This window comes from Bartonella eidoli (assembly GCF_036576145.1).
GTDB lineage: Bacteria > Pseudomonadota > Alphaproteobacteria > Rhizobiales > Rhizobiaceae > Bartonella.
The window spans coordinates 95,502-113,878 of record NZ_JBAFWX010000005.1 but is presented as its reverse complement, the minus strand read 5'-3'; the positions used below and the strand labels follow the sequence as shown (position 1 = coordinate 113,878).

The window sequence follows — 18,377 nt, the reverse complement described above, 5'->3', positions numbered from 1 at the left end:
AATTTTTCACCACTTTTTTATAACCCCATACCGCTCATTGCTATTCGTACCTAAAATTGGCTCATACTCTTTCTTAAAGTCTGACTTAATTCCTAAAAAACTAGCTGAACGGCGAATGATATTAGCAAGCATCGGTCCCGCATTCATTGCTGCTGTTGCCGACTTTTTTCCATCTTCAGGCTGAGGTTCATCAATAATTGTTAAAACAACATAAGAGGGATCATCAATCGGAAAAGCAGCAAGAAAACTATTGAAATTTTTTGTCTTAGAATATTTTCCATTATCAACTTTTTCAGCTGTCCCTGTCTTCCCACCAATACGATACCCCTCTACTTTTGCATTACGCCCAGAACCAATACTGCTATTTAATTTATACAGATAACGCATATCTTGACTCGTTTTTTTAGCACGCAGCACTAATTTTGCATGTTTTAAAGCTTGGACTTTTGTACGTTTTAGAAACGTGGGGGGGATTAACTGACCACCATTCATCAAAGCGGCAGCACCGACTGCTGTTTGTAAAGGGGTCGTTGCCATCCCGTGTCCAAAGGAAATTGTCATAGAATGAATATCATACCAATGACGCGGTACGACGGGATGAGCAACCTCAGGTAACTCTGTTTTCATACGATCAAGTAAACCCAATCGTTTTAAAAAATCACGATGTCCATCAACCCCTATCTCTAACGCTTCTTTAGCAGAACCAATATTAGAAGAATAAATAAAAACCTCCCACAATGTTAAAGGACGATTTTTTCCATGAAAGTCGCGAATAAAATAATTCTGACTTGCTTGTAGAGGTCGTGAAGCATCAATAATGCTATTTAAATGAAAAAGACCTGAATCAAGTGCCATTGCGGTTGTAAAACTTTTAATGATAGATCCCATTTCGAAAGTTCCAGCCGTCATTCGATTTAAGCGATTACTTTTTAAAGCCTCAACAGGATTTCCAGGATTAAAATCAGGAATAGACGCCATAGCTAAAACTTCACCAGTGTGAACATTTAAAATCACTGCTCCTGCAGCAATTGCCTTGTAACGTTTCATTGCCTTCATTAATTCATCATGTACAATTGTCTGAACACGAATATCAATTGAAAGTTGAACTGGCTTTAATGACGATTCAGTTGCTAGACCAGCAACACGCAAAACACTCAAACCAGCGTCATCAATATATTTTTCCATGCCAGCTATCCCTTGATTATCAACATTAACCATGCCTAGAATATGCGAAGTCACAGACCCACTTGGATAAAATCGACGAATTTCAGTACGAAAACCAATACCTGGAATACCAAGCGCCATAATTTTTGTTCTTTGCATTGGTGTTAATCCGCGCTGTATCCAGGAAAAATTAGATTTTCTTTTTAAACGTTTATAAGTTTCCCGCCAATTCAAATTAGGCAAAACTGTTGAAAGTAATTCAATAGTTTCATCTACATCAATAATGCGTCGCGGTTCAGCAAAAAGAGAATAAGTTTTAATATCTGTTGCCAATAAACGACCGTTGCGATCAACAATATCAGGTCGCGCAGCTAATGGAAAAACTAATGGTCCTTTTGCTTCTTCAATCTGTCCCCCTTTAATCCCATAAGAAATAAGACACGCCCCCATAATACCGTACAAAATAAGAAAACACAGTAAAGAAAAAAGCAACCGTGCGCGACCAGAAGATGGGCGACGAACAGAAAAATTATCAATACTTAATTGATCATTTAAGCGCTTTTTTTTCCATAGAAATAAGAACGGTAGCCTTATCACTGTATACCCTCTTCAACAAAGCCCTTCATACATGAAACACAATTTTTTGCTATAAAATCTTTATTTTTCCTAAAGGTATTTTGTTCAATTACTTCTTTAATGGGATCATGTATACGCGTAGGAATATCTTCAAGCTCAACAACTTGATGAGGTTGAATAATATCTAAACCAAGTTCTTTTTGATAACGTTTGGCAAGTCTTTGCATACGTGAAGGCTCTATCATTACAGCCCATTCAGCACGAAACATACTAACGGTATTTTTCTCTGCAAAAATCTCATGTTCAAGATGACGAACTTCACTAATTCGCTTTTGAACATCATATTTTACTTTATAAGTGAGACCTGCCATGCAGATCATGACCATCACTAAAATCATATCTAATGTACGAAAAACTGTCATTTTTTTTTGCCTTCAAAATTGACAATTTTTGTTAAACCAAATAATTTCATATCTTCAGAAAGACTATCCGTCTCAGTGCGTATTCCAATACGCAACCTTGCAGAACGTGCACGAGGATTTTTTTTCACCTCCTCTTCATTTGCAGTTATCCCCCCCTTAAACAAAGGAAGAAATGTTGTTGGAGATGCGCTAATTTCAGGAAGATAACGTGACCTACTACATCTTCCAGAACGCGCAGAAAAAAACCTTTTTACCATGCGATCTTCAAGAGAATGGAAACTAACCACACCTAAACGACCTCCCGCTTTCAAAACACGTTCAGCAGCAAACAAGCCGCGTGCAAGTTCACCAATTTCATCATTCACATATATGCGAAGAGCTTGAAACACACGTGTTGCAGGATGAATGCGATCTCCTGGTTTACGACCTATTAAAGCCTCGATAGCATCAGCAAGATCAACTGTACGCAAAAAAGGTTGAACACAACGGCGCCGTTCAATCATTCTTGCAATTCGGCTCGCATGGCGTTCTTCTCCTAATATCTTAAAAATCTGAGTTAAATCATATACTTTAAAATTATTCACAACATCGCTAGCTGTGAAACCAACTTGAGCCATTCGCATATCCAACGGACCATCTTTTTGGAAAGAAAACCCTCTTTCTGCCTCATCGAGCTGCATTGATGATACACCTATATCCAAAATAACCGCATCTACCTTTTCCTCAGCTACACTGTCTAGTTGTGAAAACTCCATTTGCACTAAACGAAGCCTTGGAAAAAATTCATCAATAAGCGATTGTCCCTCACAAATAGCATGAGGATCACGATCAAGGGCAATAACATCAGCACCCTCATTTAATAGAGCGCGCGTATAACCACCGGCACCAAAGGTTCCATCAATCACTGTTGCTCCCGCCAATGGTTTAAGACCAGCTAAAACTGACTGTAATAATACCGGAATATGGCGTTCAGCTTTATTACCATTTTTTATCAAAGTAATCCGTCTTGATTTATGTTTTATCCAATCAATAACCATCCATGGCAACTGATATCATAATAACAAAAACTTTAACTCTCACATCTATCATAATAAATATAAAGAAAGAGAACTAAAGTTGATCCAATGCGTATATTGACGCATTATACTTAAAAAAATGTTATAATTGATTGAAAAAAACAAACTTATTATCTGAACAGTGCAAAATTCAAAAAATGAACTCTTCGTGTAAATATATATTCAGTGTATAAAATTAACATAATATCAAAAATATAGATATCAGTCGGCCTGTAAGCCGGGTTCTGTATGGTAAAGCTCACACTCTACATGGCAACCATTCATCTAGGACGGATGTTACCATCCGCCTCGTGCAACCTACCCGAATGACTCACCTGGAAACTGGCTGCAAGTTAAGCGCTTGCACGTCATTTCTATTTGGTCTTGCTCCCGGTGGGGTTTACCTTGCCACACCCATTACTGAATGCGCGGTGGGCTCTTACCCCACCCTTTCACCCTTACCTATTATGTAAATAGGCGGTTTGCTTTCTGTGGCACTTTCCCTAGGGTCGCCCCCGCCGGGCGTTACCCGGCACCGTTTTTCCATGGAGCCCGGACTTTCCTCACCTGCCATTTATCAAACATTAGACAAGCGCGGCTGCCCGGCCGACTGACATATCTACTTATAGAACATTTTTTACCAAGTGAAAATAGCTTCTCTCAGAATATTATAAATCACTCCCCAAAACTGCTATTATTTAACAGGAAGTTATCACTTAAATGAAGCAAGATAAGTTTTAACTTTCGAGCAATATTTAGCTGAGATAGAATTCATTTTTTTTGCAGCATGACCTGCATTATACTTAAGAATTGTGCCACATGTATTGCCACCACTTAACTTGTATGCCCGCGCCAAATAACGCATACCGTATTCAAGATTAGTTGCTGGATCATAAAGATCTTGCACAGAACCATTAAAACCCAACCCTCGTGCAGTAGATGGCTTAATTTGCATCAATCCTATTTCACCAGCAGCACCTTTTATATGTGCTCTATAATTACTCTCAATACTTACAACAGCATGTGCTAAATTAACAGGAACGTTGTATTTATTTGCCAATTTTTTAATAAGAGACTCATAAGGACGAGCAGACATTTTAGATGTAGTTACAGCTGAGCTTTGACCTGAGCTTCCTACATTCAACACTGCATAAGCAAAATTTACGTAAAACCCAAAACACACAACAATAAACGCCGCATTTAAAATAATTTTTAAAAGTCGCATTTTCTTTCTCTTTAACAAGACAATCTTAAATTATAACTAAACAGTACCGTGAACACATTATATGTAAAAAAAAAGCTAAAAAATGTTTCTAAAACGAAAATACTAAGACCATTTTAAGATAACTGTTTGTATAAAAAGAAAATCCATCAATTTATTCATTTTATATCTTATTAAAGATCAAAAAAATAAAGAAACTATAATAAAATTTAATATAGCAAAATAAAAATAATGTACCATATCACTTACTGATACATTCGATATACTACAAAAACATCAGAAAGTAAAACCCCTAAAAGTTTTTTTGTTATTTTAAGTAATAAATTAAACATCTACATGTATTTTTCTATAAGTAAAAATACCAAATGTACATTGAAGTGCTGTTCATAAAAGTACTTTTAATACTATAAATATTAATATAAATTACGACTATTAGAAATATAGTAAAAATATCTTCTACCATACACAATGCTACATAAAGCTTTTACCAATGACCTATGTCACAAATATTTTTTGGAAGTTTCATAAAAGACTAAAAACGAGAGCAGTCTTAATTCAATTGATAAGATTATAAATGTTTTTAATCCCCATTATCAGTTATATTTACCACCCTAAAATATCATGAGCAAACATCTTCTCTTTAAAAGAAATAGCTCTATCATAAAAATAGTATTTTAACTGATCCCTTACCCACAAATGCTTAAAAAATTACAATCTTTCACAGCACCTTTTCTCACAAAAACTCCGTGAATAAATTACAAACGTACAGCTTTTTCCAAAATATATAAATACTAAAAATAATCATCACCAATAGATGAATTAAAAGCTATCTTTGATAAAACCATAGCAACAGCTTCACCATATTTTCGTGCAGCTGCCTCACTATGACCATTTGCAACAGCAGAAGCAATCGCATCTCGACGCACCAATTCGATTAATTGTTTTTTTTGCTGAGGATTCATTTTAGAGATATTTTCCATAATATCCGGAAAAGACACCGCTAACCTTTCTAAAATAACATGCTCCGCTGAATCTGTAAAAACCATATCTTGATGAGAAGAAGACCCCACATCAGCTTGATAAGAAGGAAATATATTGCTCCGTATAAATTTATGAACAGTTTTACTCCCAGAAAACAGAAAATTAGCTCCAAAAAGCAGAAATATAACTAAAATAAAAACACCCCGGCGCCCTAAAAAACCCATGATCTCTCACTCATATTGCAAAATACATTCCCTGCGACCAATTTCCTAACCCCTTAGCAGAAAACATCTTTTAATAATTGAAACCGTTACAAAATAATCACGCTCCAACCATCTTTTCGCTCTTTTCTATACAATATACCCCGAACACGTTAGACGCTTCCATCCTTTAGCTATTCTGCCGAAAACACTTTATCAAATTATTCACTGAATTTATGAAGGCCCGGCTGAGGATTTCCCTCAGTCAGGCCGGACAATCTAAGGGATCCACGCGGGGGGAGGGGAGGAGGTTCCCTGATCGTCTTTTCGCATTTGCTAAGATAGCCAATGCAATAATCCTGCTATGAAATAAAATATTACAAACGACAAGAAATTCTTGTTATCTTGCAATAAAAAATAAAAAAAAATTATAAATTTCCTAAAAAATGGAAAATTTAAGGCAAAAAACTATAAAAAATGATCCAATTTGAAGCAAAATTGTTTTTAAATACATCAACGGTCATTTTAAAATGATCTTAATTATTTCATAATAAAAACCATCATTATACAATTTTAAAATACAAAAACGCCCTCTTTATAATATGCATCTCTAATAAAAGAGAAAATTATTCAACACACTCATTATTCAAAACATTGATTATTAAATCAAAATATAGAAAATTTAGAGCATTTATTTTCTAAGAGAAAAAATAGAAATATACGACTTAACGTAAACATAAAATTGTTTTTATTCATCCAAAGGGATAAGAAAGATATATAAAAGTTTCCAGACAAAAAATACAAATATCTCTATATATTTGCTGACATTTTTTATTTTAAATATTTAAATTGATAGTAATAAAACACTATAAAGTGATTTATACAAAACGAGAATCAATAGTAAGCCCAGTAATTAATTATGCAAAAAGCTAAAGCTCTAAATTAATTCCCACTCATTATATTCTAAAACGACCATAGTTATTTTAAAATCAATAAACCAAATAACGCTTAGCCATATCAAAAAAATCAATGCAGGCATTCCTCTTTCCATTTTTTCCACTATTCTACGGAATGACCAAGTAAAAATTTTCGCACTATAACTATAATATCAATCAATATTAATGAAGTAACTATCTTATGAGGCACCCACATAACACCATCCTCGCACTTAAAACTAAAAAAACAGAATAAAGATGCTTGAATAAATATGATTATGACAAACTCCGCTCGTTACTCTTTTATATCGCCTACCTTAAATTGTAAGACCATGACATGAAGAGACAAGTTTGCACCATTTTTTTCATGACTTTAATTTGAAGAATAAATAAACTAATTATTCTAAAATCGATTCAACTCCTTACCCATAAGGCTATTCTTGAATCTAAAAGATCAATGCCCGAAACCGTAATCAACTATCTCTTTGAACGTAAAACAAGCTTCATTGAAGAATACCTCCCGCATTTCCAAGAAATATTAATTTTAATGAAAACGATATCTTTAATAAAGAAAATACCCAATGAGAAATTGCAACTATATGTATACTTATCATAATCTGATATATATAATAAATTGACATAAAAATGCCAAACATGCTTGCGCTATTGATGTGCCAATCTCACCTCAAATATTTTATGTCTAATCACTCTTTAAAGGCATTTTATATAACGTAATCTATAATATACGACCCCACGACCAACCTTATCGCATAAAACTTTGCAATATCCCTACTCTGGATAATCCCTTTTAAATATTTATTTTCATCAATTATGCTAAATTGTACTTTACTTTTAGTCACTTTTTGAAAATTGTAAGAGTAATCAGCTACATTATATAATATTTACCTAAACAAGCATGACAAAATTCAAAATAAATTCGCCCTCTATACACCTCAACCAACTGCACTTCATACAAATAAGTACTTGGAATATATGTTTCCTCTGGAGACAAATGGATAGCATTCAAAATCACTGATTTTTATAATATGGAAAGAAAGTCAAACAACGTTGAACCGATCACCGCTTTCTCAAAAATATAAAACATCGCACTCAAACTAGACTATTCCTAAAATCTTTCCAATCACAAAAATGGATATTTCTAATTCATAAAACTCCAGTGTTAAGATGTATATCTACATCTATCAAAAAAATATCATCTTGAATGGAGCAATTGCTAAAAATAATAGCCATCATCATAACTATCTTAAAGCACTTAATTTGTCCTAAAAACTTTCTCTCTTTTCAAGATGGAATGATAAATATCATATCATCAATAGATTAAGATAAGAATCTAACTATGTTCATCAAAAAATAAGATAATCACAGCCCCACGCTTTTTTCCACCTCAGGTACACAATTACCCTAAACTCCATGTGGTAGCATAGAATTGCCCTTTTAAAACAATATCTACACCACCTGCATTTTTTCTGTTAAACTCCTAAAAGTAGAAAATACTAACGTGTGAGTGGCTTATAATTTACACGTTTTAAATTAAGGACATCTGAACCAAAACGACGAACTTTATCAGCTTCATATTCAGAAAAATTACCTTCAAACCACTCTACATGACCATTCCCTTCAAAAGCCAAAATATGAGTAGCTAATCGATCAAGAAACATACGATCATGTGATATAATAACCGCACAACCAGCAAAGTTCTCTAATGCATCTTCCAAAGCGCCCAGAGTTTCAGTATCAAGATCATTCGTTGGTTCATCAAGCAGAAGAACATTACCTCTTTCTTTTAAAAGTTTAGCCAAATGTACGCGATTGCGTTGTCCCCCTGACAAATTTGCCACTTTTTGTTGCTGATCTGAACCTTTAAAATTAAATGCCCCACAATAAGCGCGGCTATTCATTTCATATTTCCCTAACTTAATAATATCATTTCCGCCAGAAATTTCCTCCCAAACAGTTTTATCACCGGCTAATGAATCACGGCTCTGATCAACATAACTTACCTGAACTGTTTCTCCGATACGTATTTGGCCTGAATCTGGCTGCTCCTGTCCTGTCAACATTCTAAACAAGGTGGATTTCCCCATACCATTAGCACCGATGACTCCAACAATTCCACCAGCAGGAAGTTTAAAAGAAAGTGAATCAATCAGTATACGCTCTCCATATGCTTTAGAGAGATTATCAACTTCAATAACAACCTGCCCCAACCTTTCGCCAATAGGAATAATAATTTGTGCCTCACCAGGACGACGATCATGCGCAGCCCGAACTAACTCATCATAAGCCTTAACCCTAGCCTTTGATTTTGCTTGCCTTCCCTTTGGACTAGAAGCTAACCATTCTTGCTCACGCGATAATGCACGCTGACGAGCAGCCTCTTCCCGACTCTCCTGAGCGATACGTTTAGCCTTAGCCATCAAATAAGAAGAATAATTCCCTTCATAAGGAATACCTTTTCCACGATCTAATTCTAAAATCCAACCCGTTACATTATCAAGAAAATAACGATCATGTGTTACTAAAAGTATTGCTCCGGGATATTCACGCAAATGCCTTTCAAGCCAAGCTGTAGTTTCAGCATCCAAATGGTTTGTAGGCTCGTCCAAAAGCAATAAATCAGGCTTTGATAAAAGCAACTTACAAAGTGCAACACGCCTTTTTTCTCCTCCTGAAAGTTTTGTTACATCCTCATTTCCAGGTGGACAATCAAGAGCAGCCATCGCCATTTCTACTTGACTTTCTAAATCCCAAAGACCCTGACTATCGATAATATCTTGAAGTCGCGCACTTTCATCAGCTGTTTCTTCACTATAATTCATCATCAATTCATTATAGCGTTCTAGAATCTTCTGCTTATCTACAACACCTTCCATTACATTGCCACGCACATCCTTGCTCGGATCAAGAACAGGCTCCTGTGGAAGATAGCCACAACGTGCACCTTCAGACAGCCAAGCCTCTCCTGTGTATTCTTTATCAAGCCCAGCCATAATACGTAAAATGGTTGATTTACCTGCACCATTTGGTCCTAAAATACCGATCTTTGCATCTGGATAAAAAGATAAATGGATATTTTCTAAAATTTTTTTATTGCCATGAGCTTTATTAAGCCCAGCCATATGATAAATAAATTGACGTGCCATAAAATTCTCTCAATTTTTTCGGTATTAAAGGCTAGAATTTTTAAAAATTACTTGCGCTTCTCTTAATAATTCGCGATAAGCGACATTTGTGTCACATTAAAGACTGCTAGTTTTATATTGATACATTTTTTCTAATCTCACAAGCCCCACTGTAATTTTGAATGCAAAAAAATCTCCCTACAAAAAACAAAAAAAAAATCTTTTTAGCCATACCTGAAACATGCTATCAGCCATCATTTTTTTCCTCCATACCCAACGTAACCCTATGTTTTTACCGCATAAAACCAACCTATAAATGTAACATAGTCCCCTCAAGAAAAGCAATTCTCTATGCCCCTTCTTTTCTTGCTTTATGGGCCTTACATTACGCTGTGGAAAATCCTCATCTCTTTTCATCACTTTGGTGCCATGGAAAGCAGTGGTATTCACCTCTTGCCTTAATATGGCTCAAATTGCATTTAAAAAATAACCGTCGTCTTATGGGATCTGATGTACCAAGCCCTATGATTATGAAAGCCTTACAAAGACATATAGCTGTAAGCGAATATAATGCACTTTCCATTGGTACTTGGTTGGAGTTAGTAAATAGCTATAAAGCGAATTCTCGACATCTACCTCTCCCACTCTTTTGGCTTGATAATTGCAAAAACAGCGTCACAATCCGCCATATTATCACAAAACTTCAAAACTAAGCGTAATCTTTAAAGGCTATAGTTAAATTCGCTCCTTCACAGGAATATATTCATGGAAAAAAAAGCCTTAATCGTTATTGATGTTCAAAATGATTTCTTACCAGGTGGAGCACTTGCAGTACCACAAGGAGATACTATTCTTCCTGCTGTTAATAAGCTCATCGACCATTTTGATCATATTATTTTAACCCAAGACTGGCACCCACAAGGCCATTGTAGCTTCGCATCTTCTCACCATGGGAAAATACCGTATGATACAATAAATCTTGACTATGGTTCTCAAATATTGTGGCCTGACCATTGTATACAAGGAACACAAGGAGCAGAGTTCCACTCATCTCTTAAAGTTGAAAAGGCACAACTTATTTTTCGAAAAAGCTATAATAAAAATATGGATAGCTATTCTGCTTTTTTTGAAAATGATCAAAAAACCCCAACAGGATTACATGCTTATCTCAAAGAAAACAATTTCGCAAAACTCGCTCTATGCGGTTTAGCAACTGACTTTTGTGTTGGGTTTTCTGCACTTCATGCCATAAAATGTGGATTTAAAGTAAGTGTTTCATTAAATGCCTGTGCTGGTATTGATTTAAATGGATCTCTTAATACGATGCTAAAAGTCATGAATGAAACTGGTGTAGAACTTTTGATGGCCTCCTAAAACGTTTTCTCTATCATTATTCCGATAATAACAATATCTCATAACCTTTACCTCGATACGGCATCTTTATTTACATCATGACGTTTAAAGCGAATGGAAGAATAAAATGCTATTCCAATAATGCCTGCTCCAACGCATCCTGTTAATATTTCAGGAACTGATGTAATAGTTTGCAAATACATAATTATTGCAAGTATCAAGATTGCATAAAAAGCACCATGTTCTAAATAACGATAATGCAACAATATCCCTGATTCAACTAACATAATAGTCATAGAACGAACGTAAAATGCACCTATACCAAGACCAATTGCAATAATGAAAAGGTTATGTGAAAAAGCAAAGGCACCGATAACACCATCAAAAGAAAAACTAGAATCTAAAACTTCTAGATAAAGAAATGCCCCTGCCCCTCCCTTGGCAGCTGTAGAAAAAGATTTTTGAGGGGCATCGAGAAGTGATCCGATGGCTCCAACCACAATAAATGCCAAAAGGCCATAAAGCGCAGCCAATAAAAAAACCGTTCTATCTTCTGCTGCAACTTGTCCCCCAAAAAACAGTATCAAGATTAAAACAACTGCAATATCAGCTCCAATGAATGACCCAAATCTCTGAACTGGCTTCTCTGCAAAAGCCAACCAATGCACCTCTTTGTTAGGATCAAAAAAATATCTTAAACCAACCATCATGAGAAAAGTTCCGCCAAAAGCGGCAATACCTATATGCACATCCATCAAGATTGCAGCATATTTATGTGGTTCCCATATTGCCAATTTCACCGCTGATATTGGATTAACACAAGCAGCAATAGCAACTACCAATAATGGAAAAACAATCCGCATCCCAAACACTGCTATTAAAATGCCCCATATTAAAAAACGACGACGCCATAAATGATTCATCTCTTTAAGGATACGTGCATTGATAATAGAATTGTCAAAAGACAAAGAAATTTCTAAAATACCTAAAACACAACAAATAAAAAAATATTTAAGAAAACCTGTAATGCTTCCTGTTTCAAGCCAACCAACGACTCCCCCTAAAAAAACCCCTATAACTGTGAAAAAAAAAGCCCACTTGAAATAGCCTAATAGGGCCATAATCATTCCTCAAGATTTATTTAAATTTATCCAAACATTATGCAAATTTATAGTACAAACACAGAGTAGATACGATAAATTTATATGAAATCTCCCCAAGAAAAAATTAAGAGAAGAATCAGAAAAATACACCTTGCATTTGAAATGCATGCTACTATCACGTAATATAGCTACTATCACGTAATATATATGATAAGTTGAATATACGAAAAGTTGAAAATCACCTTTTATCCACTAATTTAATGATTAAAAAGAAATAAAAGTTGTAAATATTGATTACAAATATTGACATTACATAATGAGTTATTAATACATAGTGTGTGTTTATCAGCCAAAGCTTATACCATGATGATTTAATGAGGGAGGATAATTCGTGGCACGTCCTGAAACTGAAGCAAAAACTATATTTGGAAAACGTTTGCGTTATGTCCGTCTCGCCTTAGGGGATCCATCACGTGAAGCGTTAGCTAAAAGCTTTAGCATGACTAAAAATTCTATTGCTTTTTATGAGCGTGGAGAACGAGAACCTAATCTTAGTGTTTTACAAACGTATCGTACCTTGTACGGAGTCAATATTAATTGGCTTTTAACTGGACAAGGGAAAATGTTTGATACAGAATATACTAAGGGTGATTTTGACTGGAATTACTTTATAAAAAAGATTGAAGGACTTGAAGAAATACTTGTCAACAGCGATCGTGGTGAAGAAATAGATAAAGAGAAAGTTAAAAACTCTTATGAAAAGCTACAACAATATTTATTGGGACAGGGCTCATCTAATAATGGGCTTAGTTCGAAAGCATCAACTTCTTTAATTGATATGAAAGCGAAAATGGCAAATTCTTATACTCTTAGCCTGTTTATCGATTTACTTATTAGGAGCATATCTCAAAAAGAAGCTGTTGCTAATCAATAAATGTGACATTTAAAAATAACAAAAAAGATTTTTATTGTAGGTATAGGAAAGGAGAATTTTTACTCTTTTATATTATTATAAGGTGTAGTGTATTATAGAAATTATGTCTTGTAAGGAAAGTTTTGAATAAAGATGTGACTTTGTGCAACTAATAAAGTAAAACTTCTTATCAAAATAAAATTTTTTATATTTGCCAAAAGGATATTTGATTACAGAATGTGACTTTATAAAAGTTATCGTGATAAAAAATATATATTGACCACCCATTATAGGGACATACTTAATATCCATGATTAAATGATTTTAATAATCAATATCATGAATGGGAGATTGTTTTATGAGGTGAAAAGCATGTATTTTGAAGTATTCCAAGGAGTTCACAATCAATGGTACTGGCGTTTAGTCTCACGAGATGAACAAAAAATCGCCTTCTCCAGTAAAGGATATCCCACAAAACAAGATATCCTTATGAATATTGAACAAATTAAAAAAATTACGCATAAAGCCCTTATTAGAGAGATACAATCATAACTTTTTTACAAAATTTTTGTTTGCATTGCGCTTTATAATAAACAAAGTTTTTTACAGTCACAAAATAAAAAATGTGTGCAGTTATTGGAGTTATGCTGTAAAGTAGTTTTAGAGCAAGAGTTTATTATAAGCGATTATCCTGTTTCTTCACGTTGATTTAATTGTCCATTTAGAATAAAATAAAGAAGGTTTAGTTACTGAGCTAGCTAAACTTGCTTTATTTTTGTTAAAAAATTTCTCTTGCGTTTAAATACACAACAAAAATTTTTAAAAAAAATAAATCAATGATAATCAACAGTAGCAATGATCCTGTATATTCTCTTATAGTGAATCTCAACAATAAATTTGTATAAATAAAATAAGAAAACCTTGTACTTTTAAATAAAAATACGATTTATTATACCCAACTATAAAAGAGTATTACCTTTTTCATAAAAGCTCAAATTTATAAAAAACGATGAGGTAAACTCAAAACTCGCTGATTTTTTTCATTCAGTTAACCTATCTAAAAGAAAAAAGATTGCCAGTATCACCGGCTCAAAAATAATCTTACAAATAATTTAAAATTCTGAAATGATAAAAAATCCCTATAACCCAACTATTCGCAACTTCGCCAAGAATACGAACTAAGATAAATTATCAATTTTATGGGGATAACGTGGGCCCGGAGGGACTCGAACCCCCAACCAAGCGGTTATGAGCCGCTGGCTCTAACCAATTGAGCTACAGGCCCCACAAGACTATCTTTCTCTAAACTAAAACGCTCTATGATACAAGAGCCTGCTTTAATTATAACCCATATTTTTTTTATATTAAAATTTGTCCTACACCCTAACTTCTTTACAACAACTATAGAAAATGAGAGAATCATATATCTAATAAATAAAGTAGATATAAATAAAAGGAACAGCTATGACAAAAACTACTTTCCAGTCGTTCAGCAGCTATACGATTACAGCAGCGATAACGATAGTACTCACACTGTTCGCCACTTCATTTAATGTATGCGCTGAAGAACAAAAAGTAAAAAGCCAAACGATTACGGTTACTGCAATTGGCGAAAGCCACGCAACTCCGGATACAGCAATAATCAATCTCGCTATTGTTACTCAAAATAAAACAGCCCAAAAAGCATTAGCAGCTAATAATAAATCTATGAATAATATTATCAGCATCTTTAAAAACAATGGCATCCAAGAAAATGATTTGTACACATCAGGCTTGTCCATTTATCAAACTAACTCTAATGAATATAGTAAAAAAAATAATAACGATATTCTATATCATGTTTCAAATTCTCTCACAGTGCGTATACGTGATCTTTCTAAGACTGGGAAAATATTTGATCAAGCAATGGCTCTTGGCATTAATGCAGTAAATGGCATTACCTTTACCAACGGTAATACAAAACCACTTTATCAAGAAGCTCGTAAAAAAGCTGTTTCTGAAGCCATTGAAAAAGCCGAAACTATAGCACAAGCAGCGAACCTAAAATTAGGGCCAATTATTAAAATTAGTGAAAACGATAATAGTTATACACCAACACCCCGTCTAATGACTATAGCAAATAAAAGCTATACAGATACAAACTTTTCAAGTGGTGAATTAAATTATAATGTCAGCATCACCGTAACGTTCTCTATAGAATGAATCTGCCCTTGTTTAGAATAATCATATCATCGGCCTTTACTGAGAATTCCGGTGATATGTTGAGAATAATCTTCTTCAGATGATAATTCGTCATCATAAATTTCTATCTGTTCGCGCGCAGAAAACTGTGCTAAATGCACTGTCTGATAATTTCCTGATACCAGTGGATGCCACCATTGAAGATCTTTTCCCTCATTAATCAGTCGATAAGCACAATTTTCTGGAAGCCAGCGAGCTGTTTTAACTACTGCAACATCCAAGGATATACAATCTGGAACAACTGATTTACGATGAGCGTAATCCTGACATCGGCATGTTTCCCTATCTAAAAGACGACAAGCAACACTCGTAGCATAAATATCTCCCGTATCATCATCCTCTACTTTGTGCAAACAACAATGTCCACAGCCATCACAGAGGCTTTCCCACTCAGAAGGAGAAATTTCTTCTAATTTTTTTACCTTCCAAAAAGGAATCTCTTCATCCATAACACTAACTGTACTTTTTAAAAATTAAAAACAAGACGATCTACCCCAAAAATGATTCAACTCACTTCTCAGAATTCAAAAAAATTTTGAAAAAATAAATACAAACACAAATCATGCTTAATAAAGTTATAACATCATCCAAGCAAAAATTCTTATACATCCAGATATTTAAGTGAGCTGCTTTTTTTCATAAATGCTATCGCAAAAATACCTGGTTGAAAATTGACTTATAATATATTTTATATAAATAGGCTCCTTCATACACGCACAATAGCGCATTATTCCTCTTTAAGAAAACCCATACGCCTTTGAAAATGAGTAATATGCTACTTAAGAATCAAGAAAACTACGTAATTTGCGTGAACGACTTGGATGCTTTAATTTGCGAAGCGCCTTTGCTTCAATCTGACGAATCCGTTCCCGTGTAACTGAAAATTGTTGTCCCACTTCTTCCAACGTATGGTCAGTATTCATTCCTATACCAAAACGCATTCGCAAAACACGCTCTTCACGTGGTGTTAGTGAAGCAAGAACACGAGTCGTTGTATCTCGTAAATTAGCCTGAATAGCCGCATCAATCGGTAATAACGCATTCCTATCTTCAATAAAATCACCTAAATGAGAATCATCTTCATCACCAACGGGCGTTTCAAGCGAAATAGGTTCCTTTGCAATCTTAAGTACTTTCCGGACTTTCTCTAACGGCATAGAAAGTTTACTCGACAATTCTTCCGATGTCGGTTCACGTCCAATTTCATGTAAAATTTGTCGTGATGTACGCACAATCTTATTAATTGTTTCAATCATATGAACAGGAATGCGAATGGTACGTGCTTGATCAGCAATTGAACGCGTAATTGCCTGACGAATCCACCATGTTGCATAAGTTGAAAACTTATATCCACGTCGATATTCAAATTTATCCACGGCCTTCATTAAACCAATATTTCCCTCTTGAATAAGATCGAGAAACTGCAAACCACGATTGGTGTATTTCTTTGCAATTGAAATAACGAGACGTAAATTAGCTTCCACCATTTCTTTTTTAGCAATTGTTGACTCGCGCTCACCTTTTTGTACCTGCGTAACAATCCTACGAAACTCACCAATTGAAATAGCAGTTTCTTGGGCAAGATTCTGTATTTCACTGCGCAAGTTTTGAATTTCTTTAGCTTCACGAACAGAAAATTCTTTCCAACCACGTCCTGATAAAGTTGTAATATAATTAATCCAATCTGCATCCAACTCACGGCCTTGATATTCTTTTAGAAAATCTTCATGGCCCACACCATAATTACTAGCAAGACGCTTCAACTTACCTTCATGCTGGATCAATCTCTTATTGATATCATAGAGCTGCTCAACTAGAGCCTCAATACGATTTTGATTCAAAGAAAGAGATTTTACCGCTTGAACCAATTCACCCTTTAAATGAATATATTTCTTCTTTTGAGAAGGTGAAAGAGCTCCTTCTTTATGCTCGGCTAAACTGCTTTCAACATGCTGATCTTGTAATTTTCGCAACTTTACGTAAGTTTCAGCAATAAAATCCAATGTTTCCATAACTTGAGGATATAGCTCATTTTCCATCGCAGCGAGCGATAAATTGGCTTCATCATCCTCATCCTCTTCATCATCATCGATACCAATACCCCCTACAAGATCTTCTATATCACGTGTTCCAGAAGTTGATTTCTCATCTTTTATTTTTTCAACTTCACTTCGTTCAATAACGGGAGCCTGCTTAGCCTCTGGACCAGCATAAGTCATTTCAAGATCAATGATTTCACGAAGTAGAATACGCTGCTCCTTTAATTCTTCGCGCCAAATAATGAGAGCCTGAAAAGTTAGGGGACTTTCACAAAGTCCAGCAATCATTGTCTCACGCCCCGCTTCAATACGCTTAGCGATAGCAATCTCGCCTTCCCGAGAAAGTAACTCAACAGCCCCCATTTCCCGCAAATACATGCGCACTGGATCATCTGTAGAATCTGTAACCTCGCGCTTAACAGTTGTTGCCACAGCATAGTTAGTAGCCTCTACTAAATCGCCACCCTCTACAGTATTTTCCTCTTCATCATGCTCAGACTCAACATCCTCCTCATCATCCACAACATTAATGCCCATCTCAGAAAACATCGACAAAATATCTTCAATTTGCTCAGATGTAACCTCATCAGAAGGAAGAACTGCATTCAATTCATCCATTGTTACGTAGCCATTTTTCTTGGCAATTTTAACCATTTTTTTGATGGCATCATCAGAAAAATCAAGAAGCGGACGATCCAAACTTGCTTGACCTTTTGCTTCCGTATTGTCTTTCTGTTTAACCTTTGTTGCCATACCGTAAACTCCACTTGATCACTACGCAATCACTTAACCCAATTTCCATGTGACCAGCCTGCTTGCATCCTCAACTTAGCATATCAAAAATTTCTCATCTGCCCTCTTAAAAGAAATTTTTATAAAAAATACATCTTATACACACTCTTCATTCACACAAAAACGCGGGAAAACTCTGGAAGCTTCCCCGACACCTTTCAGCTTTTCTGAAACAATCTCTAAACCATATAATAAGAACCAATTTCCCGCTTATCCCAAAAGCCCACTGCTATTTTAT

14 protein-coding genes, 1 tRNA gene and 1 other RNA gene are annotated in these 18,377 nt (G+C 35.0%); 5 read left to right on the top strand and 11 right to left on the bottom strand.

Annotated elements, in window-relative coordinates; all coding sequences use genetic code 11:
* Positions 1–6: 6 nt before the first annotated feature.
* The 7 genes from V5N68_RS04705 to ettA form a co-directional block, all read right to left on the bottom strand.
* The gene (locus V5N68_RS04705) at positions 7–1,758 is read right to left on the bottom strand and encodes a peptidoglycan D,D-transpeptidase FtsI family protein (protein ID WP_332066053.1); all 1,752 of its coding nucleotides are present in this window, start codon (positions 1,756–1,758) and stop codon (positions 7–9) included.
* A complete protein-coding gene (gene ftsL / locus V5N68_RS04700) occupies positions 1,758–2,162 on the bottom strand; it encodes a cell division protein FtsL (RefSeq protein ID WP_332066028.1) in 405 nt (134 codons plus the stop codon). Before ftsL ends, V5N68_RS04705 begins: the two co-directional genes overlap by 1 nt.
* Complete coding sequence (gene rsmH, locus V5N68_RS04695) at positions 2,159–3,199, bottom strand: 16S rRNA (cytosine(1402)-N(4))-methyltransferase RsmH (protein WP_332066027.1); 1,041 nt, start codon at positions 3,197–3,199, stop codon at positions 2,159–2,161. Before rsmH ends, ftsL begins: the two co-directional genes overlap by 4 nt.
* A 236-nt stretch (positions 3,200–3,435) precedes the next feature.
* An RNA gene (gene rnpB, locus V5N68_RS04690) (RNase P RNA component class A) lies at positions 3,436–3,831 on the bottom strand.
* Between the two features lie 98 nt (positions 3,832–3,929).
* Positions 3,930–4,442 carry a lytic transglycosylase domain-containing protein gene (locus V5N68_RS04685; protein ID WP_332066026.1) on the bottom strand — a complete coding sequence of 171 codons (513 nt, stop codon included), beginning with the start codon at positions 4,440–4,442 and terminating at the stop codon, positions 3,930–3,932.
* Positions 4,443–5,230: 788 nt separating this feature from the next.
* Entirely contained in the window at positions 5,231–5,644 is a 414-nt protein-coding gene (locus tag V5N68_RS04680; RefSeq protein ID WP_332066025.1) for a hypothetical protein, read from the bottom strand.
* A 2,425-nt stretch (positions 5,645–8,069) separates the two neighbouring features.
* Complete coding sequence (gene ettA / locus V5N68_RS04675) at positions 8,070–9,719, bottom strand: energy-dependent translational throttle protein EttA (protein WP_332066024.1); 1,650 nt, start codon at positions 9,717–9,719, stop codon at positions 8,070–8,072.
* Between the two features lie 161 nt (positions 9,720–9,880).
* Between ettA and V5N68_RS04670 the strand changes: the two genes are divergently transcribed.
* Positions 9,881–10,411 (top strand): hypothetical protein, encoded by a 531-nt coding sequence (locus V5N68_RS04670; RefSeq protein WP_332066023.1) that lies wholly within the window; start codon positions 9,881–9,883, stop codon positions 10,409–10,411.
* Positions 10,412–10,463: 52 nt separating this feature from the next.
* The gene (pncA, locus tag V5N68_RS04665) at positions 10,464–11,072 is read left to right on the top strand and encodes a bifunctional nicotinamidase/pyrazinamidase (protein ID WP_332066022.1); all 609 of its coding nucleotides are present in this window, start codon (positions 10,464–10,466) and stop codon (positions 11,070–11,072) included.
* 47 nt (positions 11,073–11,119) lie between these two features.
* Here pncA and V5N68_RS04660 read toward each other — a convergent pair whose 3' ends face one another.
* Entirely contained in the window at positions 11,120–12,172 is a 1,053-nt protein-coding gene (locus V5N68_RS04660) for a DUF475 domain-containing protein (protein WP_332066021.1), read from the bottom strand.
* 373 nt (positions 12,173–12,545) lie between these two features.
* Here V5N68_RS04660 and V5N68_RS04655 point away from each other — a divergent pair, with 373 nt between their 5' ends.
* Positions 12,546–13,088 carry a helix-turn-helix domain-containing protein gene (locus tag V5N68_RS04655; RefSeq protein WP_332066020.1) on the top strand — a complete coding sequence of 181 codons (543 nt, stop codon included), beginning with the start codon at positions 12,546–12,548 and terminating at the stop codon, positions 13,086–13,088.
* Between the two features lie 351 nt (positions 13,089–13,439).
* Positions 13,440–13,619: a YegP family protein gene (locus tag V5N68_RS04650; protein WP_332066019.1), complete on the top strand. Its 180-nt coding sequence runs from the start codon at positions 13,440–13,442 to the stop codon at positions 13,617–13,619.
* Positions 13,620–14,278: 659 nt separating this feature from the next.
* On the opposite strand, the gene V5N68_RS04645 is transcribed toward V5N68_RS04650, so the two are convergent.
* Positions 14,279–14,352: transfer RNA gene (locus tag V5N68_RS04645), tRNA-Ile, on the bottom strand.
* 179 nt (positions 14,353–14,531) lie between these two features.
* On the opposite strand from V5N68_RS04645, the gene V5N68_RS04640 reads away from it, so the two are divergent.
* Positions 14,532–15,269: an SIMPL domain-containing protein gene (locus V5N68_RS04640; RefSeq protein ID WP_332066018.1), complete on the top strand. Its 738-nt coding sequence runs from the start codon at positions 14,532–14,534 to the stop codon at positions 15,267–15,269.
* A 26-nt stretch (positions 15,270–15,295) separates the two neighbouring features.
* On the opposite strand, the gene V5N68_RS04635 is transcribed toward V5N68_RS04640, so the two are convergent.
* A complete protein-coding gene (locus V5N68_RS04635; RefSeq protein WP_332066017.1) occupies positions 15,296–15,757 on the bottom strand; it encodes a YcgN family cysteine cluster protein in 462 nt (153 codons plus the stop codon).
* A 330-nt stretch (positions 15,758–16,087) separates the two neighbouring features.
* Positions 16,088–18,100 (bottom strand): RNA polymerase sigma factor RpoD, encoded by a 2,013-nt coding sequence (gene rpoD / locus V5N68_RS04630; RefSeq protein WP_332066016.1) that lies wholly within the window; start codon positions 18,098–18,100, stop codon positions 16,088–16,090.
* Positions 18,101–18,377 lie beyond the last annotated feature (277 nt).